The sequence below is a fragment of the Roseibium aggregatum genome (assembly GCF_014692675.1).
Classification (GTDB): Bacteria; Pseudomonadota; Alphaproteobacteria; order Rhizobiales; family Stappiaceae; genus Roseibium; species Roseibium aggregatum_C.
Map to the genome: position 1 here is coordinate 99,389 of NZ_JABFCZ010000010.1, position 23,284 is coordinate 122,672.

24 protein-coding genes are annotated in these 23,284 nt (G+C 61.5%); 6 read left to right on the forward strand and 18 right to left on the reverse strand.

From position 1 onward, the window contains the following. Nucleotides 1-38 precede the first annotated feature (38 nt). On the reverse strand, nt 39-1,463 hold the full coding sequence (locus HK439_RS10455; protein WP_190291354.1) for a cryptochrome/photolyase family protein: 1,425 nt from the start codon (nt 1,461-1,463) through the stop codon (nt 39-41). A 311-nt stretch (nt 1,464-1,774) separates the two neighbouring features. Here HK439_RS10455 and moaA point away from each other — a divergent pair, with 311 nt between their 5' ends. The 3 genes from moaA (at nt 1,775) to HK439_RS10470 (ending at nt 3,899) form a co-directional block, all read left to right on the forward strand. Next, nucleotides 1,775-2,818 carry a GTP 3',8-cyclase MoaA gene (gene moaA, locus HK439_RS10460; protein ID WP_190291462.1) on the forward strand — a complete coding sequence of 348 codons (1,044 nt, stop codon included), beginning with the start codon at nt 1,775-1,777 and terminating at the stop codon, nt 2,816-2,818. 4 nt (nt 2,819-2,822) lie between these two features. Next, complete coding sequence (locus HK439_RS10465; RefSeq protein WP_190291355.1) at nt 2,823-3,143, forward strand: hypothetical protein; 321 nt, start codon at nt 2,823-2,825, stop codon at nt 3,141-3,143. An 81-nt stretch (nt 3,144-3,224) separates the two neighbouring features. After that, nucleotides 3,225-3,899, forward strand: coding sequence for a 2OG-Fe(II) oxygenase (locus HK439_RS10470; protein WP_235987762.1), 675 nt, complete (start codon nt 3,225-3,227; stop codon nt 3,897-3,899). 20 nt (nt 3,900-3,919) lie between these two features. Here the strand turns inward: HK439_RS10470 and HK439_RS10475 are convergent, their stop codons facing one another. Further along, on the reverse strand, nt 3,920-4,618 hold the full coding sequence (locus tag HK439_RS10475; protein ID WP_190291356.1) for a DUF3306 domain-containing protein: 699 nt from the start codon (nt 4,616-4,618) through the stop codon (nt 3,920-3,922). After that, a complete protein-coding gene (locus HK439_RS10480) occupies nt 4,615-5,148 on the reverse strand; it encodes a DUF3305 domain-containing protein (protein ID WP_190291357.1) in 534 nt (177 codons plus the stop codon). The genes HK439_RS10475 and HK439_RS10480 overlap by 4 nt, the downstream gene beginning before the upstream one ends. A 187-nt stretch (nt 5,149-5,335) precedes the next feature. Between HK439_RS10480 and HK439_RS10485 the strand changes: the two genes are divergently transcribed. Then, nucleotides 5,336-7,387: a 4Fe-4S dicluster domain-containing protein gene (locus HK439_RS10485; RefSeq protein WP_190291358.1), complete on the forward strand. Its 2,052-nt coding sequence runs from the start codon at nt 5,336-5,338 to the stop codon at nt 7,385-7,387. 273 nt (nt 7,388-7,660) lie between these two features. Here the strand turns inward: HK439_RS10485 and HK439_RS10490 are convergent, their stop codons facing one another. Together HK439_RS10490 and HK439_RS10495 are read right to left on the reverse strand one after the other, a co-directional pair. After that, nucleotides 7,661-8,908 carry a multidrug effflux MFS transporter gene (locus tag HK439_RS10490; protein WP_190291359.1) on the reverse strand — a complete coding sequence of 416 codons (1,248 nt, stop codon included), beginning with the start codon at nt 8,906-8,908 and terminating at the stop codon, nt 7,661-7,663. Nucleotides 8,909-8,991: 83 nt separating this feature from the next. Beyond that, on the reverse strand, nt 8,992-9,876 hold the full coding sequence (locus tag HK439_RS10495) for a DMT family transporter (protein WP_190291360.1): 885 nt from the start codon (nt 9,874-9,876) through the stop codon (nt 8,992-8,994). A gap of 406 nt (nt 9,877-10,282) precedes the next feature. Here HK439_RS10495 and HK439_RS10500 point away from each other — a divergent pair, with 406 nt between their 5' ends. Both HK439_RS10500 and HK439_RS10505 read left to right on the forward strand, forming a co-directional pair. After that, nucleotides 10,283-10,465, forward strand: a complete 183-nt coding sequence (locus HK439_RS10500) for a hypothetical protein (protein ID WP_190291361.1) — start codon at nt 10,283-10,285, stop codon at nt 10,463-10,465. Between the two features lie 102 nt (nt 10,466-10,567). Further along, nucleotides 10,568-11,026, forward strand: a complete 459-nt coding sequence (locus HK439_RS10505; RefSeq protein WP_190291362.1) for a hypothetical protein — start codon at nt 10,568-10,570, stop codon at nt 11,024-11,026. A gap of 29 nt (nt 11,027-11,055) precedes the next feature. Here HK439_RS10505 and HK439_RS10510 read toward each other — a convergent pair whose 3' ends face one another. The 13 genes from HK439_RS10510 to apbC all read right to left on the reverse strand — a co-directional run bounded on the left by HK439_RS10510 (nt 11,056) and on the right by apbC (nt 23,088). Further along, nucleotides 11,056-12,069 (reverse strand): DUF6352 family protein, encoded by a 1,014-nt coding sequence (locus tag HK439_RS10510; protein WP_190291363.1) that lies wholly within the window; start codon nt 12,067-12,069, stop codon nt 11,056-11,058. Next, complete coding sequence (locus tag HK439_RS10515; RefSeq protein WP_190291364.1) at nt 12,069-12,563, reverse strand: DUF6505 family protein; 495 nt, start codon at nt 12,561-12,563, stop codon at nt 12,069-12,071. Before HK439_RS10515 ends, HK439_RS10510 begins: the two co-directional genes overlap by 1 nt. Nucleotide 12,564: 1 nt before the next feature. After that, entirely contained in the window at nt 12,565-13,350 is a 786-nt protein-coding gene (locus HK439_RS10520) for a biotin/lipoate--protein ligase family protein (RefSeq protein ID WP_190291365.1), read from the reverse strand. Between the two features lie 9 nt (nt 13,351-13,359). After that, complete coding sequence (locus tag HK439_RS10525; RefSeq protein WP_190291366.1) at nt 13,360-13,551, reverse strand: DUF6494 family protein; 192 nt, start codon at nt 13,549-13,551, stop codon at nt 13,360-13,362. Nucleotides 13,552-13,686: 135 nt separating this feature from the next. Then, on the reverse strand, nt 13,687-13,854 hold the full coding sequence (locus HK439_RS10530) for a hypothetical protein (protein ID WP_190291367.1): 168 nt from the start codon (nt 13,852-13,854) through the stop codon (nt 13,687-13,689). Beyond that, nucleotides 13,851-15,236 (reverse strand): c-type cytochrome, encoded by a 1,386-nt coding sequence (locus tag HK439_RS10535; RefSeq protein WP_209011713.1) that lies wholly within the window; start codon nt 15,234-15,236, stop codon nt 13,851-13,853. The genes HK439_RS10530 and HK439_RS10535 overlap by 4 nt, the downstream gene beginning before the upstream one ends. Before the next feature lie 9 nt (nt 15,237-15,245). Then, entirely contained in the window at nt 15,246-16,364 is a 1,119-nt protein-coding gene (locus tag HK439_RS10540) for a formate dehydrogenase subunit gamma (protein ID WP_190291368.1), read from the reverse strand. Between the two features lie 105 nt (nt 16,365-16,469). Next, nucleotides 16,470-16,676 carry a hypothetical protein gene (locus HK439_RS10545; RefSeq protein WP_190291369.1) on the reverse strand — a complete coding sequence of 69 codons (207 nt, stop codon included), beginning with the start codon at nt 16,674-16,676 and terminating at the stop codon, nt 16,470-16,472. Nucleotides 16,677-16,792: 116 nt separating this feature from the next. Beyond that, complete coding sequence (gene fdh3B / locus HK439_RS10550) at nt 16,793-17,392, reverse strand: formate dehydrogenase FDH3 subunit beta (protein ID WP_190291370.1); 600 nt, start codon at nt 17,390-17,392, stop codon at nt 16,793-16,795. Nucleotides 17,393-17,406: 14 nt separating this feature from the next. Next, the gene (locus HK439_RS10555; RefSeq protein ID WP_190291371.1) at nt 17,407-20,304 is read right to left on the reverse strand and encodes a formate dehydrogenase subunit alpha; all 2,898 of its coding nucleotides are present in this window, start codon (nt 20,302-20,304) and stop codon (nt 17,407-17,409) included. An 89-nt stretch (nt 20,305-20,393) separates the two neighbouring features. Continuing rightward, nucleotides 20,394-20,585 (reverse strand): twin-arginine translocation signal domain-containing protein, encoded by a 192-nt coding sequence (locus HK439_RS10560; protein WP_190291372.1) that lies wholly within the window; start codon nt 20,583-20,585, stop codon nt 20,394-20,396. A gap of 100 nt (nt 20,586-20,685) precedes the next feature. Further along, nucleotides 20,686-21,294 (reverse strand): TorD/DmsD family molecular chaperone, encoded by a 609-nt coding sequence (locus HK439_RS10565; protein WP_190291373.1) that lies wholly within the window; start codon nt 21,292-21,294, stop codon nt 20,686-20,688. 609 nt (nt 21,295-21,903) lie between these two features. Then, nucleotides 21,904-23,088, reverse strand: coding sequence for an iron-sulfur cluster carrier protein ApbC (apbC, locus tag HK439_RS10570; protein ID WP_190291374.1), 1,185 nt, complete (start codon nt 23,086-23,088; stop codon nt 21,904-21,906). Between the last annotated feature and the right edge of the window lie 196 nt (nt 23,089-23,284).

Below are 23,284 nucleotides of genomic sequence, written 5' to 3' on the forward strand. Positions count from 1 at the left end.
CGCATTTGCCGCGGACGATAAGCTGCTTTGGAGAAAGATCAAGCGTCGTTCCCGTTTGCCCGTCTGACCTCCTCATATCCTTCAAGCGCCGCCTTGCGGGCGGCCGCATGGTCGACGATCGGCTTCGGATAGGTCTTCCCAAGGGTCACGCCCGCCCTGGCCAGCGCGTCATCCGGCGCCAGGAAGGGCGCATGGATATGGGCCGTTTCCAGCGCTTCAAGCTCCGGACACCATTGGCGCACATAGGCGCCTTCGGGATCGAATTTCGCCCCCTGGCTCATGGGGTTGAAAACCCGGAAATAAGGGGCCGCATCCGCGCCGCTGCCGGCCACCCACTGCCAGCCTGCGGAATTGTTCGCCAGATCCGCATCGACAAGCGTGTCGCGGAACCAGGCTTCGCCGTGATGCCAGTGAAGGCGCAGGTGCTTGACCAGAAAGCTCGCCGCGATCATGCGCACGCGGTTGTGCATGTAGCCGGTTTGCCAAAGTTCGCGCATGCCGGCATCGACGATCGGATATCCGGTTTTTCCCCTTTGCCAGGCCTTGAGGTCCTCCGGGCTGTCCCGCCAGGGATAGGCATCGAAGTCCGGCTTCCAGTTCTTCGAAGGCATGGCCGGAAAATGATAGAGAAGATGGTAGGAAAACTCCCGCCAGGCGATCTCGCTCAGGAATTTTCCGGCATCGGCGGGATACCGGTCCAGCCGTTTCGTCTTGTGCCAGATCTGGCGCGGCGAAATCTCACCGAAGTGCAGATGCGGTGACAGGCGCGACACGTTCTGCAGGTCCGGCCGATCGCGCAAAATCCCATAATCTTCAAGTCCTTCCGTCAGAAAGCTCTCAAGGCGATTCATTGCGCCGCGTTCGCCGGGCTGCCAGACATCGGCAAAGGACCGCGCCCAGTTCGGTCCGGAAGGCAGCAGCCCCCAATCGGCGATATTTTCCCCGGTATGGCCGCTTGCCAGCTCAAGCCGCTCAGGCGCGCCAAGCGGTTCGGTGACGGATTTCTCCTGCAGGGCCCGCCAGAAGGGAGAATAGACCTTGAACGGCCCACCGGCCTTGGTTTCGACTTCCCAGGGCTCGAACAGGAGGGAAGCCTTGAAACTCCTGACATCGATGCCGTCCGCCTTGAGATCGGCCTTGATCGTGCTGTCGCGTTCGATTGCCTGGGGTTCATAGCATCGGTTCCAGTAGACGGCCGTTGCCCCGGTGTCCCGGACCAGAGACGGCAGGACCACCCGCGCATCGCCGCGCAGGCACATCAGGCCGCCGAGATCGCGGCGCAGGGCTTCAAGACTGTGATGCAGCCACCACCGGCTCGCGCCGCCAAGAGGATGGGCATCGCCGACGCGGTCTGCATCTTCCAGGATGTAGACGGGGAGCACCTTCCCTGCGCGTGCGGCTTCATGGAGAGCGGGATTGTCGGCGATGCGAAGATCCTGGCGGAACCAGACGATTGCGGTCATTCGGATATCTGCGGGTTGGCGTGCACTTTTAAATTTTCAGGCGAAAACCGACCGGGTTCGAGACTGTCCCATAACCGCAGCCGGCTTCGACCTGTTTGGACGAAGTTATAGGGCCGAATTCGGCGCCGGAAACCGGGATCCGTTTTTTCCCGAAACGCTGACGGGCAAAATCCATTCCCAATCCTGCAAAACCATCAATATTCTTTGTCCTCACGGGATATTGCGTCGATCTGAAATTGCACTAGGTTAGGTGGAAAATATCCGGCCCGGATGCCGGACATGCGAGGGAGACCTGAATGACGGGCGGAACGATGGACAAGCCGCTGTCCTCAAACACATCGCTATCAGGCCAGGGAACGGCGCCGATGATCGATCCCTTCGGCCGTGCGGTCACCTATCTGCGTGTTTCCGTGACCGACCGCTGCGACTTCCGCTGCGTCTATTGCATGGCGGAGAACATGACGTTCCTGCCCAAGCGCGAAGTCCTCACGCTGGAGGAACTCGACCGGCTGTGCTCGGCCTTCATCGGCAAGGGCGTGAAGAAGCTGCGCCTGACCGGCGGCGAGCCCTTGGTGCGCAAGAACATCATGAGCCTGATCCGCAATCTTTCCCGTCATCTGGAAACAGGCGCGCTTGAGGAACTGACGGTGACCACCAACGGTTCCCAGCTGAGCAAGCTGTCGTCGGAACTCTATGACTGCGGCATCCGCCGCCTCAACGTGTCCCTCGACACGCTCGACGCCGACCGTTTCAAGGCGATCACCCGCTGGGGCGAACTCGACAAGGTCATGGAAGGCATTCAGACGGCCACCGACGCGGGGCTGAAGATCAAGATCAATATGGTCGCGCTGAAGGGCGTGAACGAGCACGAGATCATTCCGATGATGGAATGGGCGCATGCCCACGGTCACGACATGACGCTGATCGAAACCATGCCGCTCGGCGAGATCGACGGCGACCGCACCGATCAGTATCTGCCGCTGTCTCTGGTCCGCAGCCGGATCGGGGAACAGTTTTCCATGGAGGACATTCCCTACAAGACCGGCGGCCCCGCCCGTTATGTGGAAGTCAAGGAAACCGGCGGGCGGCTCGGTTTCATCACGCCGATGACCCATAATTTCTGCGAGAGCTGCAACCGGGTCCGCATCACCTGCACCGGCCAGCTCTACATGTGCCTCGGCCAGGACGACATGGCGGATCTCAGGGCTCCCTTGCGCGCGTCTGAAGGCAACGACCTTTTGAATGCGGCGATTGACGAGGCCATCGGGCGCAAGCCGAAAGGCCATGATTTCGTCATCGACCGGCGCACCCGGCAGCCCGCGGTCTCCCGGCACATGAGCGTTACCGGGGGATAAGACCATGAGCGCACAAAGCCGGACATCGTCACTGGATTCCGCCGCCGCGCGGATCGCGGCCCTGGCGATTGCCCTGTGTGCGCTTGCCCTCATGGTCTGGATCGGCCGCAATGACATGCCGGTTATCCGCGGCCTGATGGTCACTGTTTCCGGGACAGGGCCAGTTGAGGAAAGCACGGGTAATCCCGAGCTGGATGCCTGTCTGAAAGACCGGTCTGGCGCCGTCGACAAGATGCGCAAGGAAGGCATCATCAACGCCGCCCAGTACAACGAGTTCCACCAACGCGCCGTTGACTATTGCGAAGCGCAGTTTCCGCGCAACTGATCCGCCAAGGCTGCGCCGCGTCCTTTCCCGACAGGGCCGGGAATTGAAAACGGCGAAGACTGCACCCTGTGGTTTTCCACGATGCTGTGCGCTATAGTCGGTCGACATTCAGTCGACCGGGGGCGGCCATGGAATTCGAAATTCTCCAGCCGGAAGCCATACGTAGCAGCAATTATTCGCAAGACCCTTATCCGCACTTCCTCGGCTCAAACTTCATCCGGGAAGACAAGATCGACGCAATGCGGCGCGATTTCCCCGGTCAGCAAGCCCGGCTTTCTGACAGTCGGCGACATCACCCTTGCCGACAGTTTCACGCAGCTGATCGAGGAAATCGAAAGCCCGGAACTGACCGAGGTCCTGTCGGACCGCTTCGGGCTCGATCTCACGCCGTTTCCGAGACTGACCACCATTCGCCGCCTGTCGCAATTGAAAGACGGACGCATCCACACAGATGGCCAAAGCAAGGTGATGACCATGCTCGTCTATCTGAACGACACATGGGATGCCGAGAGCGCCGGCCGTTTGCGCGTGCTCTACGACGGCGAGCACTTCGAACCCTACGCCTGCGAGGTGCCGCCGGTCATGGGCACGGTGTTCGGCTTTCTGCGCTCCGACCATTCCTGGCACGGTCATCCGCCCTTTGCCGGCGAACGGCGGGTCGTTCAGACGGCCTGGATCCGGGATGCGGCCGAACTGGAGCGCAAGAAAAAGCGCAACACATTCGCCAAGGTCCTCAAAGGCATATTCGGCCGCTAGAGCCAGAACCCAAACAGGCTTTACCCGTCACCCTCGAAACTCATACGCCGTCGGATAGATACCTTTTTGACGGCGTCGCCGGTTCTGACGTCCGCATAGTCGGACTTTTCGCCGGCGTCCGTGTCGGCTTCCGGCTGTTCCGTTTCACAAGCCTCTGCTGCTTCGTCCGGCTCCTCTGTTTCCAGTTCCGGCCGGGTTTCAATTGCAGAAGCTTCGGCAATGCCAACGTCTTCGGAAGGTTCGGTTCCGGCCAACCGGGCCTCCATTTCCGCCTTCACCTCTTCAGCCTTGTCGGCATAGCCGCGTCCGACCTTCCAGGCAGACTGGAAGCCTTCCATCGCCGTTTCAGCGGTGCGGAAGTCCGTGTCGTAGTCGTTGAGCCCGTCGAGCACCGCCAGATCCGGATTGCTGCGCCAGAGTTTTCTCAGCGCCGCGTTCTTCAGGGCATCCGGCACCCCCCGCTTCATGAACACGGTGAAATCGGATTCGTAGGTGAGACTTTCCAGATCGACCGCTTCGGCTGCCTCGCGGTTGGCGACAAGCTCCGGATCCTCGGAGGGACCAGCCTGATCTTCCGGCAGAACGCATTCCGGCTCCGCAACCGCATCGGCCGGGGTCAGGACGGCGTCTTCGACGTCCTCCGGTGCATGGTGGCGCTCGCGCTTGCGCCGCGACCAGCGCGTCAGGAAGCCTTCGCCGTCTTGCGGGTTCCGGCTCATTGGTCCTGACCTCCGGGGCGGCGCCGTTGTTCGAAGATCGGCTCCTTGCCGAATTGCGGTTCCTCCACCGTGGCGGCGGTCCGCTTGCGTTTCCGGAACTTTTCCGGCTCCGGCATCTGTTTCAGGTAATCGGCCATCCAGCGCACCAGCTCGGCCGGCATAGGCACCCGCTCGACGAGACCTTCACCCGAATCGAGCACGCCCATGGCTTCATACGGATCGGCGGTCACGCCGCGGACCGTGTAGGGAACCGGCTCGGTATCGGCATCGTCGAGCAGGATCCACAAGGACGGCGCTTCGGTTTCCACATTGGCGTCATAGGCTTCGCCCAGCTTGCGATGGAGGGTCACCCGCACCGGCGCATAATGATAGCTGACGACCCCCTCGCCCTGCTGCAGCAACTGCCAGCCGTCCGTCGGCGGTGCGTCGGGAACCACGGCCGGAGCGGTCCAGACATGGTCCACCCATTTGCTGGCGCTCTCACGCCGCTCAACGATGATCCCGACCGATGTGGTGATTTCCCGTTTCACCTGCGTCCTCCCTTTCTTTTGACTTCTATTCTAGGCGATGAAGCGCCCTAGGCAAACAATTGAAACTACGCGTTTACCCCGGCGCCAGGACAACACCTTTGCCTTTCCCCGCGCTTGAAAACACGCCTGCAAACGCTAGACTTCAGAAAACAAAAATCCGGGGTCGGTCCCCATCCGGAGGAAGTAGATGTCAGCCAGTTCCAGCCGCATCCTGCTCTGCAATTGCTACAAGACCATGGAGCTTGAAAAAGCCGCCCAGGGCCTGTCCGACCAGCTTCAGGCGCCGGTCTGCACGGAGCTTTGCCGGGGAGAGCTCTCCGTCTTCGAGAGCGCCATCAATTCCGGCGAACCGCTGCTGGTCGCCTGCACCCAGGAAGCTCCGCTGTTTCTGGAGATCGCAGAGGAAGCCGACGCGGACGACCTGGTTCATTTCACCAACATCCGCGAGACGGCCGGCTGGACGAAAAAGGGCACGGCGGCGACCGCGAAGATTCTCGCGCTTCTGGAAGACGCAAGCCTTCAGGAGCAGGCCCAGCCCACACCGGTCAAGCCGATCGAATCCGATGGACTGTGCCTTGTCTACGGAGCCGGACAGGCAGCCCTGGATGCGGCCCTGCAGCTGGAAGAAACCCTGTCGGTCACCCTCGTCCTGAGTTCCGCCCACGACATCGTTCTTCCTTCAGTGCTGCCGTTTCCGATCTTTCAGGGCAAGCTGAAGATGCTGACCGGCTCGCTGGGCGGGTTCCAGGTCACGCTGGACAATTACGCGCCGATGCTGCCGTCCTCGCGCGGCAAACCGGAATTCCTCATGCCCCGGGACGGTGCGCGTTCCACCTGCAGCCTCGTCGTGGATCTCAGCGGAGACACACCGCCGCTGACGGCGCCGCACCGGCGCGACGGATATTTCCGTGCGGACTCCTCCGACCCGGTCCGGATCGCCGGCGTCCTGCGCGAAGCGTCCGAAATGGTCGGCGAGTTCGAAAAACCGCTCTACGTTTCCTACCGGGAAGACATCTGCGCCCACGGCCATGCGGGCAAGACGGGCTGTTCGAAGTGTCTCGACGCCTGCCCGGCGGGCGCAATCACCTCCACCGGTGAAAAGGTAGCCATCGATGCGGGCATCTGCGGCGGCTGCGGCAGCTGCGCCGCCAATTGTCCGACCGGCGCGATCACCTATCAATATCCCTACCGGGCCGACCTTCTGAACCGGATCCAGACGCTGCTCGCCACCTATGGCGCCGCCGGCGGCAAGGCTCCGGTTCTGCTGGTGCATTCAGCCGATCACGGCGGTGCGGTGATCAATGCGCTTGCGCGGTTCGGCGACGGCCTGCCCGCCAATGTCCTGCCGCTGTCGCTCCATGCGGTTACGGCTCTCGGACACGACGCCATGGTGACCGCGTTCAATTCCGGCGCGCTGCGGATCGTCGTTCTCTGCGACCCGGAACACCGCGACGAACTGGCGCCGCTCGAGGTCGAAGCCGATCTCACCCGCGCCCTGCTTGCCGGTATGGGACACGAAAGCGACGGCCGGATCGAGATCCTCACCGACAGCGACCCGGATGCATTGGCCGCCGCGGTCGGTGCCGCAACCGGCGCCCGAATCGTGTCCGAGGTGCACCGGTTCTCGCCGGTGGGCGGCAAGCGCGACGTGGCGCGCATGGCGATATCCGCGCTCCATGCGGCCAGCCCCCGCGCCCCGGAGATCGTGCCGCTTCCCGAAAACGCCCCTTACGGCCGCATCACGGTCGCCAGCGACGGCTGCACCCTGTGCCTGTCGTGCGTTTCCGCCTGCCCGGCCGGCGCGCTCAGCGACAACCCGGACCGGCCGCAGGTCAGCTTCATCGAAACGGCCTGCGTCCAGTGCGGCCTGTGCCAGACCACCTGCCCGGAAAGGGTGATCACGCTGGAGCCGCGCTTCAACACGGCTGAAACCGCCATGCGCCCGGTGATCCTGCACGAGGAGGAACCGGCAACCTGTGTCTCGTGCGGCAAGCCGTTCGGTACGCGCTCGACCATCGAGCGGATCAAGTCGCGGCTCGGCGGCCAGCATCACATGTTCAAATCGGAAGCCCAGATCCGCCTGATCGAGATGTGCGACGACTGCCGCATCAATGCCCAGTGGAACATGGACGACAGCCTGCTGAGAAGCGGCAGCCGCCCGCGCATCCGCACGACCGAAGACTACCGCAACGCCGACAAGCAGGGACTTTCGGTGGATGACTTCCTGAAGGAAGACTAGCCATACCCTCATAAAATAGGCTTAAATGGTAGGGATGAATTTGTTCGGATACGAGGTGCAAAGCTGCAGGAAACCACTCGGTTTTCAAAGTTTTGCAACGATGTAGCCGGTCAAATTCACCCTATCCTGAAGGGACGCAAAAACGGCTTCGATCTGCTGCGTCTAACCGCTCAACCGGGCAGAAGCCCGCTTTTCACGCTTTTCCTTGCAGCTCATTGCCGTTTGCCGCGCCATTTCAGTCTATTTTACGAGGGTATGGCCTGGCGCGGGCGTTCAGACGCTCTCGCGTTCCTCGAACACCTTGATGGCGACGACACTCACCAGGGTCGCGATGACGCAGACGATCATCGCGCCCACCATCGGCCAGGCGGTCGTCGGCCACATGGTGTCGGACAGCATCCAGGCAACCAGGGCGCTGGTAATGGCGCCGGAGCCGATCTGTATCGAGCCGGCAAGGCCCGATGCCGCACCGGCCAGGTCCGCCTTCGCGCTGACGGCGCCTGACACGGCGCTTGGCAGACAGATCCCGTTCCCCAGCCCGACGAAGAACATCGGCACGAACAGGGCAAGGGGATGGCCGATATCCAGGATCAGGACCAGGCTGACGGCGGCGACCGCAATGGTCGGCAGGACGGAGCCGAAAACGATCATTGGATACACGCCGATCCGTTCCGCGATCCGGCCGGATATGAAGTTGCCGATGATGTAACCCACGGCGATAAAGGTGAAATAGAAGCCCATTTCGCTGGGCGGCATGCCGAGGATATTGCCGGCGATGAAAGGCGCACCGCCAAGGAAGGCGAAATAGACCGAGGACGTGAAACCGACGACCAGGGAAAAGGCCCAGAACACGGGGAGGCGCATCACCGTGCGCATGTTCCGCCACAGGGTTCCGAGACCGGCCCCTTCGGAGCGCTTGAAGTTGGTTTCGTGCAGGTTGAACCAGGCGATCCCGAGAACGGCAATGCCGAGCACCAGCATGGTGTAGAAACCGCCGCGCCAGCCGTAGAACTGGTCCAGAAGGCCGCCGATCACGGGCGCCAGCATCGGGCCGATCGCCATGCCCATGGTGACGTAGCCGATCATGCTGGCCGCCTTGTCGCGCTCGTAAAGGTCACGGACGATCGCCCGGCTCAAAACAATGCCGGTGCAGCCCCCGAGCGCCTGAAGGACGCGGGCCGCGATCAGGGCTTCGATGGTCGGCGCCAGCAGGCACAGAACGCTGGAGACCACGTAGAGCGCCATGCCCCACAGAACCACGGGGCGGCGGCCGAACCGGTCCGACAGCGGCCCCAGAACGATGGTCGAAACCGCAATCGACACCAGAAACAGCGACATGGTGAGCTGAACCATTCCGGTGGTCGTATCGAAGGCTGTGACCATGCCCGCCATGGACGGCAGGTAAATGTTCATGGACAGCGGACTGATCGTCGAAATGGCGATCAGGATCCACAGGGACGGCGGCCTTGCCGGTCTCTGCCGAGTTGCGGTAGTCACCTCGGATTGAAATTCAGCGGTCATTAAAACTCAAACGATCCGTTTCGTGGTCTGGTTGTAGAGACTGATGGAGCATACTGCCCGAACAACCCTTAATAGAAAAGTTTTCAACTTCGCCTTACAGCTGGTCGGCTGAGCCGCTGTTCCCGGAAGAACGTATAGATGCCCGTCGAGATGATGATCAAGATCCCGATCACCGTCAGCAGATCGGGCAGATCGCCCCAGATCAGATATCCCGTCAGCAGCGCCCACAAGACCGCTGCATAGCGGAACGGGGCGACGACGGAGATCTCTCCGATGCGCATGGCCATGATCAGCGAGACATATCCGATCACGATCAGCGTCGCCGCACCGGCCAGATAAATGTAGACCTTCAGCTCCATCGGATGCCAGCCCTCGCTGACATTGAAACCGATACCGAGGATGGTCACCGCTGTGATCGACGCCAGTGCAACTCCGAAGGTGGAGACCTCCCGGGGCATCCGCTGGGTCGCGAGATCCCGGACCGCCATGCACATGACGCCGGCAAGGGCGCTCAACGACCAGATGTTGAACCCGGCCAGGCCGGGCTTGACGATCAACAGCACCCCGATAAAGCCGATCCCGATCGCCGTCCAGCGGCGCCAGCCGACCGGCGCCTTCAGAAAGATCGCCGCACCGGCGGTCACCAGCAGCGGCATGGCCTGGAGGATCGCCGTCGAGTTGCCGATCGGCATGTGGAACAGGGCCGTCAGATAAAACAGGGTCGCCAGGGTCTCGGCCAGGGTCCGGATTGCCACCGCCGGGTGCAGCAGGCTGCGGGCATAGCGGTGGCCGCCGGTCGCAATGAACGCGATGAGCATCAGGACGATGCTGAAGCCGCCGCGCACGATCAGGATCTGGCCGAACGGCAGATCGTCCGCGGACAGTTTGACCAGCGTATCGTTGAAAATGAATCCGGCCGTAGACAGCGTCATCGCTGCAATCGCGCGGCCATTGTCGCGAAAGTCCAAGCTCATCTCCAGGGGAAGCGGGCACCGAGATTTAATTAGTTCGCTTTCCTTATCATATGAAGCATTCCGCTTGGAAGCGCCGTCTTGTGGTGCGGTGCGATGGCATTGCATTTAAAGATGGAATCCGGACAGAATACCCAAGTTGTAACTCTCGTTTGGCCGCTACTGCGGAGAGCAACAGTCACGCCATGCGTAGGGGAGACCTGCCTTGTCGAGAACGGAATATTCTTATCGATTTAGAGAGAGAGCCCCTCTTCTCAATGAAGAAGAGTGGCGGAAGGTCGAGAAGGTAATTGAGAAAGATTGGCGATCCAATCTCAGGCGAATTAGGATAAACAAGTATCTCGCCAGATTTACAGGGTTTCGCCTACCTCGGCGCTACAAAGCCCTCGACCTTTACGGGAAAATGACAGGTTTTCCGCTCTATAATCCAAATGCCATTTACTGCGTCCGCATGGCGAACTACGGCTCCTTGTGTCCGAACTGCCAGAAGCCGTTCAGAACGCCGCGCGCGAAACTATGCGCCGAGTGCGGCTACACCTTGCCGGAAGGAACGCTTGCCGGGCCGCTCAAAGAACGGGACGATTGAACAAGCCGTCCATGTCAGCGATCATCTATCCCATGTCCGGAAGATTCGCCCGGGTGCAGCGCCCGGTTTCCGGATCTCTCGGAGATCTCATGGGAGCGCGGCATGAAGTACGTCACCCGATACGCCGAAGACACTCTGAGCCGGATGTTTTCCCTTCCCGCCACCGGACAGGAGCAGGATTGGGAGGTCGAGCTTGCAGACGATGACCGGACCGAGGAATTTCTCGCCGGCTATCCGGAGATCAAGGACGACGATGAACTGGCCTTCGGCCTGGTTTGGCTGATCGTCGCATCGTTTGATTTTCGGATCTGGGACCGGATGTCGGATATCGAGCTGGATTTCTACGACATCATGGAAAACTGCGGTTTCGACGTAACGAAGGCCTACACGAGCGAAGAACTACGGCTATGGGAAGAGGTTTCCGCCCTCCTTATAGAGAGGAAAGACTTCTTCAAAGAGATCATCGAATATTTTTCGATCAATCACGTCGAACGAACGGCCTTCCCGAGCGGCCTGTTGTTCGGACAGACCTTTCATTGGGAACTAGATGAAAAAAGCTGACGAGTCGCAGATACTAAACTCGCGCCTCTTCAACTCTCCGAAGCCAGCGGCAGGTTGACCAGCAGGTTCTGCGGTTTCATGCGGATCTTGTAGTCGGGCGACATGGCAAGGCCGAGCCAGACCGGTTTGCCGCGCAGGTCGGCGCGCATGTCGGAGCGGTTTTCGAAATCCAGGCGGAACAGGCCGAGGATGCGCAGGTTGTCGGCTTCCGACAGCGGTTCCTCGTTGAAGAGCGCGTTCAGGATCGCGGTCGCGTCTGCGTCGAGGCCGATGTGCCAGGACCAGTGCTCGTCGCGGATCTGCTGGACCGGCTGGATGCGGACCTGAACCTGATGGAAATGGCGGATCCAGGCTTCCAGCACCCGGGCAAAGGCGTCCGGGCCGGGCTGGGTGAAGCGGAAATCGAGCGCGGTGTCGAAGCGGTCCGAGCGGTCCCAGTAGATCTCCGCATTTTCCTCGCTTAAGACATCGAGCGCGACCTCGCGCATGGGCGTGCCGGATTCCATCAAGAGCGCGCCGAGACCGCCGAGGCCGCCGGTTTCCGACATCATCTCGACGATCTCCGCATCGGCGATGGTGACCGTTCCCTCATTCAGGGTGACCACCTGTTCGCGGAAGAACAGTTCGGCCGCGCGCAGGCGCATCGGGTCCTGGCAGTTGCGCAGGATGTTGCGCAGGATCAGGTGAACCAACTGGTCGAGAAACACCGGCGGAACCGAGATGGTGCCTTCGCGAAACAGGGCCGAATAGGCGCCTTCCACCGTCTTGTTTTTCACCAGGTGATCGCGAAAGGCGAGCACCACGCTGTAATTGTCCGCCGTGTCCCGGTCCTGGATTTCCTGCAGCTCGCTCTCGCTCACCGACGCGAAGGGATCGTCCATCAGGCGTTCGAACAATCGGTGTTCGGCCGGGCAGGATTCCTCGACCGGATGGATTTCGGGCCGGGTGAGATAAGCGCGCAGCAGATCCGGCGTCACGAGCAGCCAGCCGTTCTTTTCACGTTCGACCAGATGATAACCGGCGGATTTCCAGAAAGGGGGCATCAAGGCTCCTCTACCACATCCCAGATCCGCGCATGGGGCTTCTCTCCGGGGGGCGTCACGATATGAAAACTTTCGCGGATCCGGCCGTCTTCGCCGATCTCGCGCTTCAGGGCGAGCAATGTATTCAACTCAAGCCCATCCGCCAACTCGCGGCCAAAGCCGATTTCGGCTTCGGCCGCTTCCCGGGCGGCCCGCTCGGAGGGAGCGCCGTAATGATCCAGGAGATGGCCGGTCAGCTGCTCGGTGCAGGCATCGATATCTTCCTCGCCGGCATCCGCCACGCTGACGAGCGTGGAAAAGCCGAAAGACCCGAGCGCCAGAAAGCCGCTGACGAAGGCCTGCCGCTCCTTGCCCGTCAGGTCTGCCGGATCGCCGAACTGGCCATGGGCGAAAACGAAACTGCCGGGAATGGCCCAGTCGTTCTCGCCCGCAGCGCGTGGAAAGACATGGGCATCCGACTGGTCAAAGCGGATAGCTCTGAGGAAACGCGCCACGTCAGCGCTCCGTGACCGAGGCAAGCGGCCTGGCGACCCGGTCGTCGCCGAGGTGCTCGGCAACATTCAGGATCTTCACCGGTCCGCCCTCCCCGCCTTCGCTCAGGAGAAGGTTGCCGCTCTCGTCCAGTCCGGTGAAGGTTCCCTGCACGACGCCCTCGGCTGTGGCAACGGCGACCTCCTCCCGGTAGCCGTCGCAGCGGAACAGCCATGCCTCGTGCACCGGTTTGAAACCGTCCACTTCCCAGCGATGGACCCAGGTCAGGAAATGGCGGGAGAGAGACTCCAACGCCGGAAGGGCTTCCAGTTCCACAGCGCCTTCGTCCCACAAGGTCGTGCGGTCCGGGGTCCGACCCGGCTCGCTGGTGTCCGTCGGTGTCAGTGCCAGCTTGAGCGCGACCGCCATCCACAGCGGTGAGCCGTCCTCATCGTCGTCTTCGCTGACCACCATGCGGGCCTGGCCGAGACCGGCGCCGTTGGCATAGACGACATGCGGCCAACGCCAGGTGATGCCCAGTTCCGGAGGACAGAGCGCGCCGATGGCGTCGGCCATGGCGGTCATGGCGACAAACAGCATTTCCTGCGCGCGTGCTCTCGGAACATCCGGCTCGAGAAAAACCGCACAGGAGATCTCGGACGTGTCGCACGACCAGAACACGTCACCGGCTTCCGCCGCGCCGCGGTTTGCGGCATCCACGGCGGCCGCCAGCGGATCGATGGGCGGCACCACCGGACGGCTTGTCAAAAGCGGCGGAAAAGATGGATCGAAACTCAATGCGACGGTCATGAGGCGGGTCTAATCCAGCTCTATCCGTCCCTTGACCTCGTGGACGACGCCCGCGCCCTCGATGGTCAGCGTCATCTTCGCCTCGAGTTGACCGCTTGTCAGTCCCGCCTTGCGCACGTGTTCCTCGATGGCCTGCTGCGATGTCACGCCGACCTGCTTCAGGAACTTGCGCATGGACATGTTGAAATTGTCATTGTTCATTTTATCGATTCCCTCCCAAATCCAACCCGTCCTTTCTGACAAAGTGATTCAGGTTGTTGAGGCACTGATTCAAGCACCTTCGGAGCTGATTCACAAAGGCGCTATAATCCATTGAATATAATACTATTTTCCGGCTCACATGTGTTCGCCCGGCCGTTGTCCCATGCCGGGATCAAGCCGGACTGCATCATGACCGGTCGTGTAGACGGCCATGGAGGAATAATCGAGCTGTCTCGTCAAAACGTACCAGGCCGCCACGCCGATCACGGCCATGGCACAGATCCCTGAGATGAAGGCTTTCATTTGGCGGTTCCTCCGGATTGGGTTTTCGGGCCGTTCGGGTCGGTGGCCCTTTTCAGGAAGGCGATGAGCGCGTCCCGATCCTCGACAGTCTTCAGCCGCTGCAGCGGCATCTTCGATCCGGGTGTCACCACGTCCGGACCGTGATCGAAAAGATCGGAAATCGTTTTTTCGTTCCAGACGAAGTCCGCGTCCAGAAGCGCCTTCGAATAGGGGTAGCCGGGAAGCGTGCCGACCTTGCGCCCGAAGACGCCATAGAGCGTCGGACCTGCCCGGTTGCCGCCGTCCGGCGTCAGCGTATGGCACACGGAGCACTTGCGCGCGAACTGAAGCTCGCCCGGATCGTCCGTATTGGTCACCTGGAACCGGCGGGGATAATCCACATCGACCGGTTCGAACGGCTTGCGCGGCGTGATCTGCCAGACATGGATCTGGTCATCGAGACCGGCGTAAAAGAGCTTCTTGCCGTCGGCGGTAAAGTCCAGCCCCCAGACCGGGCCGTAGGGATTCTCGAATTCCTCGATCAGTTCGAAGCTTGTCAGATCGTAGACGCGGATCACACCGTCTCCGCCGCCGCTCGCCGCCCGCTTGCCGTCATGGGAAACCGCCAGGGACAAGACCGGCCGCTGGTGCGGCGGCAGGACCTTCACCTCTTCACCGGTCGCAATGTCCATAACGCCGACCTTGCCGTCAGTCACGCCGAACAGCAGCGTCTTGCCGTCGGGCAGCGCCTTCAGCGTGTTCACGCCCCAGCCGAAATTGTAAAGTTCGCGTTCCAGGGCGCCCGTTTCCAGTTCGAACTGCCGGATGCCGCCGTCGTAGGAAGCGGTATAGAGCTTGGCTCCATCCCGCGAGAACGCAACGGCGTTGACGTTGCCGCGATGTCCGGTCAGGGCAAAGGCCTGGCGCGGCGGATCGGCGGCAATGTCGTAGACCCGCGCCTCGTTCTCCCAGGAGGCGACGGCGACGTAGCGCTCGTCCGGCGACACGTCGAGGCTCAGGACCTTCTCGCCCTTTCCCGAAAATCGGGAGAGCACCGACTTGGTCGTCAGGTCCCAGAGGATCATGTCGCTGTCGTCCGACACGGTCACGGCGCGATTGCCGCTCAGGAAGCGGCCGTCGTTGACCGCCGCGTTATGGCCGATCAGCCGTTCGAGCGTCGGCTCCCCTTCCCCTTCAGGCAAGGTCCACACGATCGCCGAATAGTCGAATGACGTCGACAGCAAGCGCTTGCCCGACGGGTCCAGGCTGACGGATTTGACCGGACCGCCATGGCCTGCCAGCCGCTCCGGCCAGCCGGCGAACGCTTTACAGGAAAGCATCACCGGCACGACCAGGGCAACCATGACGGCCGCAACGGGCCAGAGCCGTGGCGCCTTTGCCATGACACAGTCCTACTCGGCCGGCTGCGGGGCGCCTCCGGAGCCGGAGGCCTTGTGGATGTCGGCAAGGTGTTCTTCCACCCAGATCGAGTGGTGTTCCTTCGCCCAGTTCAGGTCGACCTCGCCGGAGCCCATGGCGTCGAACGCGCCTTCCATGCCGATGGAGCCGATGTAGATATGGGCGAGGATCACGCACATCATGAACACCGCCATGATCGAATGCCACAGCGAGTTGAGTTGCTGCTCCTGCAGCGCGGTCAGCGCCGTCGGCAGGTCGGTGCCGAAGATCAGGTTGACCTTGGCAAAGGTGCCGGCAAAGAAGTGGGTGGTGAACGGAAACAGCAGCGCCCAGCCGGAGAGCGACAGCGACACGCCGCCGATGATCACCAGCCAGAAGATCACCTTCTGGCCGGCGTTGAACTTCTTCGCCGGCGGATGCAGCTTTTTGGAGAAGATGCCGCCGCCCTGCAGAATCCACTTGATGTCGGTCCGGTCCGGCAGGTTGTGGCGCACCCACATGATGAAGATCATCGCCAGACCCGCCATGAAGGCAAAGGCGAGATAATTGTGCAGGTATTTGCCCATCTGGGAGATGAAGCCGAAGATGCTGTCGCTGAGGATGGGCTTCAGCACGTAACGGCCGTAGAGGACGTTCAGCCCGGTCAGGCCCAGGATGACGAACGAGACAGCGGTCATCCAGTGGCCGAAACGCTCCACCGCCTTGAAGCGGGTGATGGTCTCATCGGACTTGCCGTGCTCGATCCGGATGCGGCCGCGGACGGCGTAGAACAGGCCGAGGAGAACAATGGTGCCGAGCAGCGCCCAGCTGGCATAGAGCTCCAGCGGTCCGTTGCGGAACGAACGCCAGGCCTCGCCTTCTGACTGGACCAGGGTCCCAGCCTTCTTGTCGGGAATGGAGACGTTGCCCTCCAAACCGTGGCGCACCGCGCGCCAGTACTCGGAATCCGAGGTGGTGCCCAGGGTGTCGCCCGGAACCGCACCGCCAACGGGATTTTCTGTCGGAGCCGCGCTCGGGGCGAGCGAATTCTGGGCCGCGGCCGGTTGGCCGGCGAGCGCGAAGACGACCATCGCAAGAGCCAGGAGCGGCGTCAAACCGCGCAAGCCGAACATTTTTATGGTTTTCCGGTTACAGATCATCTGGTCCTCCTGATGTCCCCTTTGCGCCCGGTTTTCCGTCCTCCGGCCGCCCTTGGGGCTCGCTAGCCTCTACGCCAATCAGAACTTCTGCCGTTCGCCACGGAAGCGCAATTCACGGCGCTGCCCGTCTGTCAGCTCGGTATCCTTCTTGCCTTCATACTGGCCCTTTTCCAGCTTGATCGGCCTATTTTCGTCCTGTTCACGGCAGCCGGCAAGTCCCGTCAGGGCGAGCAGCGTGCCCGCCAGGAACAAACGCCCTGCCGTTTTGATGGATTTGGAGTTCATCGACCTGATTTCCTGACTGCAGTCCGCGGTTCCGTTGCTATCAAGGCAGAGAACGGAGACGACTGGTCAGCCGCCTCCGTCCTGTTGTCGTTCAAGCCATCCCTCAAGGGACGCTTTTAGAAGTTACCGGCCTTCTGGCTGTAGGCGGTGCCCCAGCCCCAGGCGCCGGAGCCGAAGCCACGGGCAACCACGCGCTCGCGATAGATCGCGGAGACCACGTCGCCGTCACCGGCGAGCAGGGCCTTGGTGGAGCACATTTCCGCACACAGAGGCAGTTTGCCTTCGGCGAGGCGGTTACGGCCGTATTTCTGGAATTCGGCCGCGGAGTTGTCTTCTTCCGGACCGCCGTTGCAGAAGGTGCACTTGTCCATCTTGCCGCGCGAACCGAAGTTGCCGGCCTGCGGATACTGCGGCGCGCCGAACGGGCAGGCATAGAAGCAGTAGCCGCAGCCGATGCACAGGTCCTTGGAATGCAGCACCACGCCTTCGTCGGTGTGATAGAAGCAGTCCACCGGACACACAGCCGTGCACGGCGCGTCGGAGCAGTGCATGCAGGCCACCGAAATGGACCGCTCGCCCGGCTTGCCGTCGTTGATGGTGACCACCCTGCGGCGGTTGATGCCCCAAGGCACCTCGTTTTCGTTCTTACAGGCCGTGACGCAGGCGTTGCACTCGATGCAGCGTTCGGCGTCACAGAGGAATTTCATTCGTGCCATGAGTTCTCCCTCCCTTAAGCCGCGCGCTCAATGCGGCACAATGTTGCTTTTGTTTCCTGCATCTGGGTGACGCTGTCGTAACCGTAGGTCTGAGCCGTGTTGGACGATTCACCCAGGACGTAGGGATCGGCACCGGACGGGTACTTGCTTCTCAGGTCCTCGCCCTGGTAGTGACCGCCGAAGTGGAACGGCATGAAGGCCACGCCCTTGCCGACACGCTCGGTCACCATGGCCATCACCTTGACCTTGCCGCCTTCCGGACCGTGGACCCAGACCATCTCCCCGTCCCGAATGCCAAGATCGTTGGCATCGGTCGTGTTGATTTCCACGAACATGTCCTGCTGCAGTTCGGCGAGCCACGGGTTCGACCGGGTCTCGTCGCCGCCGCCTTCGTATTCGACGAGGCGACCGGACGTCAGGATCATCGGGAAGTCCTTGGAGAAGTCCTTCTCCTGGATCGACTTGTACATGGTCGGCACGCGCCAGAAGGTCTTGTCTTCATAGGTCGCGTATTTGTCCAGGAGATCCCGGCGGTTGGTGTAGAGCGGCTCGCGGTGCAGCGGGACCGGATCCGGGAAGGTCCAGACCACCGCACGGGCCTTGGCGTTGCCGAACGGCGCGCAGCCGTGCTTGATCGCCACCCGCTGGATGCCGCCGGACAGGTCGGTTTTCCAGTTGGTCTTGTCACCGGCAACGGCTTCGATGGAAGCGCGTTCCTCTTCCGTCAGGTCGCCGTCCCAACCGAGGCTCTTCAGCATCGCCATGGTGAATTCCGGATAGCCGTCCTTGATTTCCGAGCCGACCGGCCAGGAATCCTCGGCCAGAAGGTTGTCGCCGTTGCGCTCCACCCCGAAGCGGGCGCGGAAGCACAGGCCGCCTTCGGCAACCGGGATCGACGGATCGTAGAGGTTCGCCGTACCCGGATGGCCCATTTCCGCGGTTCCCCAGCACGGCCAGGGCATACCGTAGAAATCGCCGTCGCACGGACCGCCGTTCGCCCGGAGGCTGGTGCGGTCGAAGGTGTGCTGGTTCGCCATGTGCAGCTTCAGCCGCTCCGGCGACTGGCCGGTGTAGCCGATCGTCCACATGCCCTTGTTGATTTCGCGGGTCACGTCTTCGATCAGCGGCTCCTCGCCGTTGACCTCGATGTTCTTGAACATCTCGTCCGCAAAGCCGAGCTTTTTGGCGAGCTTGTACATGATCACGTGGTCAGGCAGGGATTCAAACAGAGGCTCGACCACCTTGTCGCGCCACTGGATGGAGCGGTTGGAGGCCGTCACCGATCCGTAGGTCTCGAACTGGGTCGAGGCCGGCAGCAGATAGACGCCGTCCTTGCGGTCGGACAGGATCGCGGACACGGTCGGATAAGGATCGATCACGACGAGCGTTTCGAGCTTTTCCATCGCCACTTTCATGTCCGGCAGACGGGTCTGGGAGTTCGGCGCATGGCCCCAGAACACCATCACCTTGGTGTTGTGCGGCTGCTGCAGCTTGTCCTCGTCCTCCAGGACGCCGTCGAACCAGCGGGACACCGGAATGCCCTTCTCGTTGATCATGGCGACGTCCTTGCCGTCCGCCCCCTTCATGGTGGCGAAGCGGCCGCGGATGTAGTCGATATCAACATCCCAGACGCGGGCCCAGTGAGCCCAGGACCCGTCGGCCAGACCGTAGTAACCCGGCAGGGTGTCGGCCAGAACGCCAAGGTCGGTTGCGCCCTGAACGTTGTCATGGCCGCGGAAGATGTTGGTGCCGCCGCCGGCCTTGCCCATGTTGCCGAGCGCAAGCTGCAGGATGCAGTAGGCGCGCGTGTTGTTGTTGCCGTTGGTGTGCTGGGTGCCGCCCATGCACCAGATCACGGTGCCCGGCCGGTTGTTGGCCAGCGTCCTGGCGACGCGCTTGAGCTGCGAGCCGGGCACGCCGGTGACACGCTCGGTCTCTTCCGGCGTCCACTTGGCGACTTCGGTCTTGACCTCATCCATGCCCCAGACGCGCTGGCGGATGAATTCCTTGTCTTCCCAGCCGTTGTCGAAGATGTGCCACAGGATACCCCAGACGAGGGCGACGTCCGTTCCCGGACGGAAGCGGACATATTCGGAGGCGTGGGCCGCTGTTCGCGTGAACCGAGGATCACAGACGATCAGCGGCGCGTTGTTTTCTTCCTTCGCCTTCAACACATGCAGCAGTGATACCGGATGCGCCTCGGCAGGATTGCCGCCGATGATGAAGATGGCGCGCGAATTGTGGATGTCGTTGTAGGAGTTTGTCATCGCGCCGTAGCCCCAGGTGTTGGCAACACCTGCGACCGTGGTCGAGTGACAGATACGCGCCTGGTGGTCGACGTTGTTCGTGCCGAAGAAGGCCGCGAACTTGCGGACCAGATAGGCCTGTTCGTTGCTGTGCTTGGCGGATCCGAGCCAGTAAACGCTGTCCGGGCCGTCCTTTTCACGCACGTCGAGGATCTTGTTGCCGAGTTCCTCGATGGCCTGATCCCAGGAGATGCGCTCCCATTTGCCGTTGACCAGCTTGGTCGGATATTTCAGCCGGCGTTCGCCATGGGCATGCTCGCGCACCGATGCGCCCTTGGCGCAGTGGGAGCCGAGATTGAACGGGCTGTCGAAACCGGGTTCCTGACCGATCCAGACGCCGTCCTTGACCTCGGCCAGAACCGTGCAGCCGACGGAACAATGAGTGCAGACCGATTTCTTGATATCGACCTTGCCGGCGGTCGCCGCCTGGGCCTGGGCTTTCTGCACCATGCCGCCCGAAGCCGCCGAAAGGGCGGCAATGCTGCCGGCAGCAACACCGGAGCGCCGGAGGAATGTCCGGCGATCCATGGTGGTCGCGCCAAAATCAGCAAGGGCAGATGAGAGCCGGCCACGCCGCGCCACACCGCTTGTCTTTTTTCTGAGCATTCTTGTCTCTCCCTCGATCGGAACCGTGAAGGACGGCCGTCCAGCCAATTCCCCAAACCGATCCGCTGCGCCGCAGACCGGTTAATTGTTCAAAACCGTGCGGTTTCGTAAGCTTTCTTGACGTGATCGGTTTCCCGATAACCACTGCCGTTCTGCTCGACTGCCTCGGCAGCCTCGGCGGAACCGGCCACGACCGTCGCGCCGCTTGCCAGAGCGCCAAGACCGGCGAGTTTCAAAAAGTCACGCCGTCCGGCGGTGTCCTGCTCTTTCCTGTCCTTCATTCTTCCTCTCCAGCTCCGTCTCTTGACGCCGCATCAGACCCGAAGGCCTTTCCTGCGGCAGTTACTCATCCAATGACAATTTCCAGCCTCTGGCGCCTGCCTATTGCGCCATGCCGAAAGCCTCTTCCTCGACTTCAACCAAAACCCCGCCGAGCACGCCGACGGCGGCATAGAATGCATTCGTCTGCGTGGCCGCGAGATCCTTGAAGAAATGCGCCGCCCATGAACCGATATGCCCCTGGAAAAACGCCTTTTGCTCGGAAAGCGTCGACGGCTCTCCGAACTCGCCCAGGATCAACCCTTCCATCATCTGCATCAAAGCCGCGATATGGTCTTCCGGCTCGCTCACGCCTTCGGCGCGCTCAATGCCGAGCGCCGCCATGCTCGCCCTGAGGTCGGCAAGCGGCTTCTCATGGAGAAATCCGGTCAGGTAATAGGATGCATAGGGAACGAATTCACCGCGCCCGAGACCGATAAAGAGGTCATGATAGGCGCGTCTGAGGCTTTCCGTGCTCTCGGCCCGGGCGGCCTCCGCAAGACGGCCGATGGCCTGCCCGACCGGAGTGTCATCGGCCGCAAGCGCACGAATGGCGACAATTTCCGCGTCCGTAGGCGCCGCCTGCAACAGACGGCCCACAAAACCATATAGGACGGCCCGGTCTGTATCTTCCGGGGCAATCGATAATTCCTGCGACGTCATTTGCGACATCAATGCGTTCTCCCTCAGACCGAAATAATCGCCCTGAACCTGACGAGCCGCAAATGAAATCAATACTGCGCCGCAATACCGAACGGCTTAAACTTGCATTTGTTTTGGCTTTCTTACTTATTTTGAAAATTTTACATCATAACAACACAAAACAACATTTTCTGTTGCGTCGCAAAATACGGAACCGCAAACAGCACCATGGCCGGAAACGCCACTCCCGCATCGGCCCGGACCAGAATCTGCCGTCCTCGAACCACTGGATTCAGTTTTGCTCAGCTTTAACATATTCAAGTTTTTGAATTTGTTTTCGCACAATAATCCATAATCAAATTATTTTTCAATAAGTTATAAAATACCCCGAGTGGATTACAACTTCACGACCGAACTTGACAAAAACTACACATCGCGTGGCTCTGCAGCCCGTCATCGCAGGAACGCACCGGCAAATTGTGCAGTGCAAAATAACAAATCGAAAAACACCTTTTCACTCAGAAAAAAGCTGCATCGGATCGTCAAGTTAAAAGAGCCGCCTCAAGTTGAAGCGGCTCCTTACGCTTGGATAGAAGACGGGCACGGACAACCGGAAGGTTCCGGTTGCGCCGGAACGGATTATTCGATCACGATCTTCGGGGCGGTCCGCTGTTCATCCCCCTCGTAGCGGGCAATCTCGGCCATGACCTTTGACGCAATGTCCCTGTAGATCTTCGCATGCGGACCGTCCGGATCGGACACGACGACCGGGGCGCCGGCATCCGACGTCTCGCGGATCTGCATGTCGAGCGGCACTTCGCCCAGGAACGGCACGCCGAGCTTTTCCGCTTCGGCCCTGGCGCCGCCGTGACCGAAGATATCATGCCGGCCGCCGCAGTCGGGGCACAGGAAATAGCTCATGTTTTCAATGATGCCGAGGACGGGAACATCGACGCGGCGGAACATGTTAAGCCCCTTGCGCGCATCGATCAGCGCCAGGTCCTGAGGCGTGGAGACGATGACGGCACCGGCCAGCGGCACCTGCTGGGCCATGGTCAGCTGGGCATCGCCTGTTCCCGGCGGCATGTCGACCACGAGCACATCGAGGTCGCCCCAGGCGACTTCGCGCAGCATCTGGGTCAGCGCCGAAATGACCATCGGGCCGCGCCAGATCATCGGCGTGTCTTCCTCGACCATGAAGCCCATGGACATGACCTTCACGCCGTAGCCTTCCAGCGGCTTCAGGATCCGTCCCGAAACCGGCTCCGGTCGCCCGGTTACCCGAAAGAGCCGGGGAACGGACGGACCGTAGATGTCGGCATCGAGCACCCCGACCTTGAGACCGTTGGCCTGAAGCGCCAGCGCCAGGTTGGCGGTGGTCGTCGACTTGCCGACGCCGCCCTTGCCCGATGCAACCGCGATGATGTGCTTGACGCCCGGAACGCCCGGCTTTTGAACCGGCTGTTCCGGAGCCGCCTGTTGTCTGGCGCTCGCCTGCATGGGCGGCGGCACGCTGCCCACCTGCGCTTTTGACGGCGCCGGACGCACCGGTGCCGGACCCGAACTGCCCGCTGCCTTTTCCGCCGTCAGGGCGACCATGGCGGTCTCCACGCCCGGGATTTCCTTGACCACCTTCTCCGCCGCCTGGCGCAAGGGTTCAAGCGCCTGGGCCCGATCGGCCGGCACGGTGATGGAAAAGGCGACACGTCCGTCGGAAACGAAGATCTCCGACAGGAGACCCAACGAGACCAGGTCTCCTTCCAGATCCGGCCCCTTGACCTTCGACAGCCGTTCCAGCACGGCCTTTTTTATTTCTTCGCTCATTCCGTTGCCCCGGTTTGCGTCCCTGTTCCGATGGCCGGCATTCGGCCCTCACATGTGCGCATAACGTAGTCACGCATCATGGGGCGTCAATGGAAACCGGAAAGGCAAGTGCCTGCCTGCAGGCAAATCGCTCCGCCCGGGTAGCCAGCACCGGAGAATCGCAGCATGACTGTTTCCTCTCCGGAACCCATTCCCG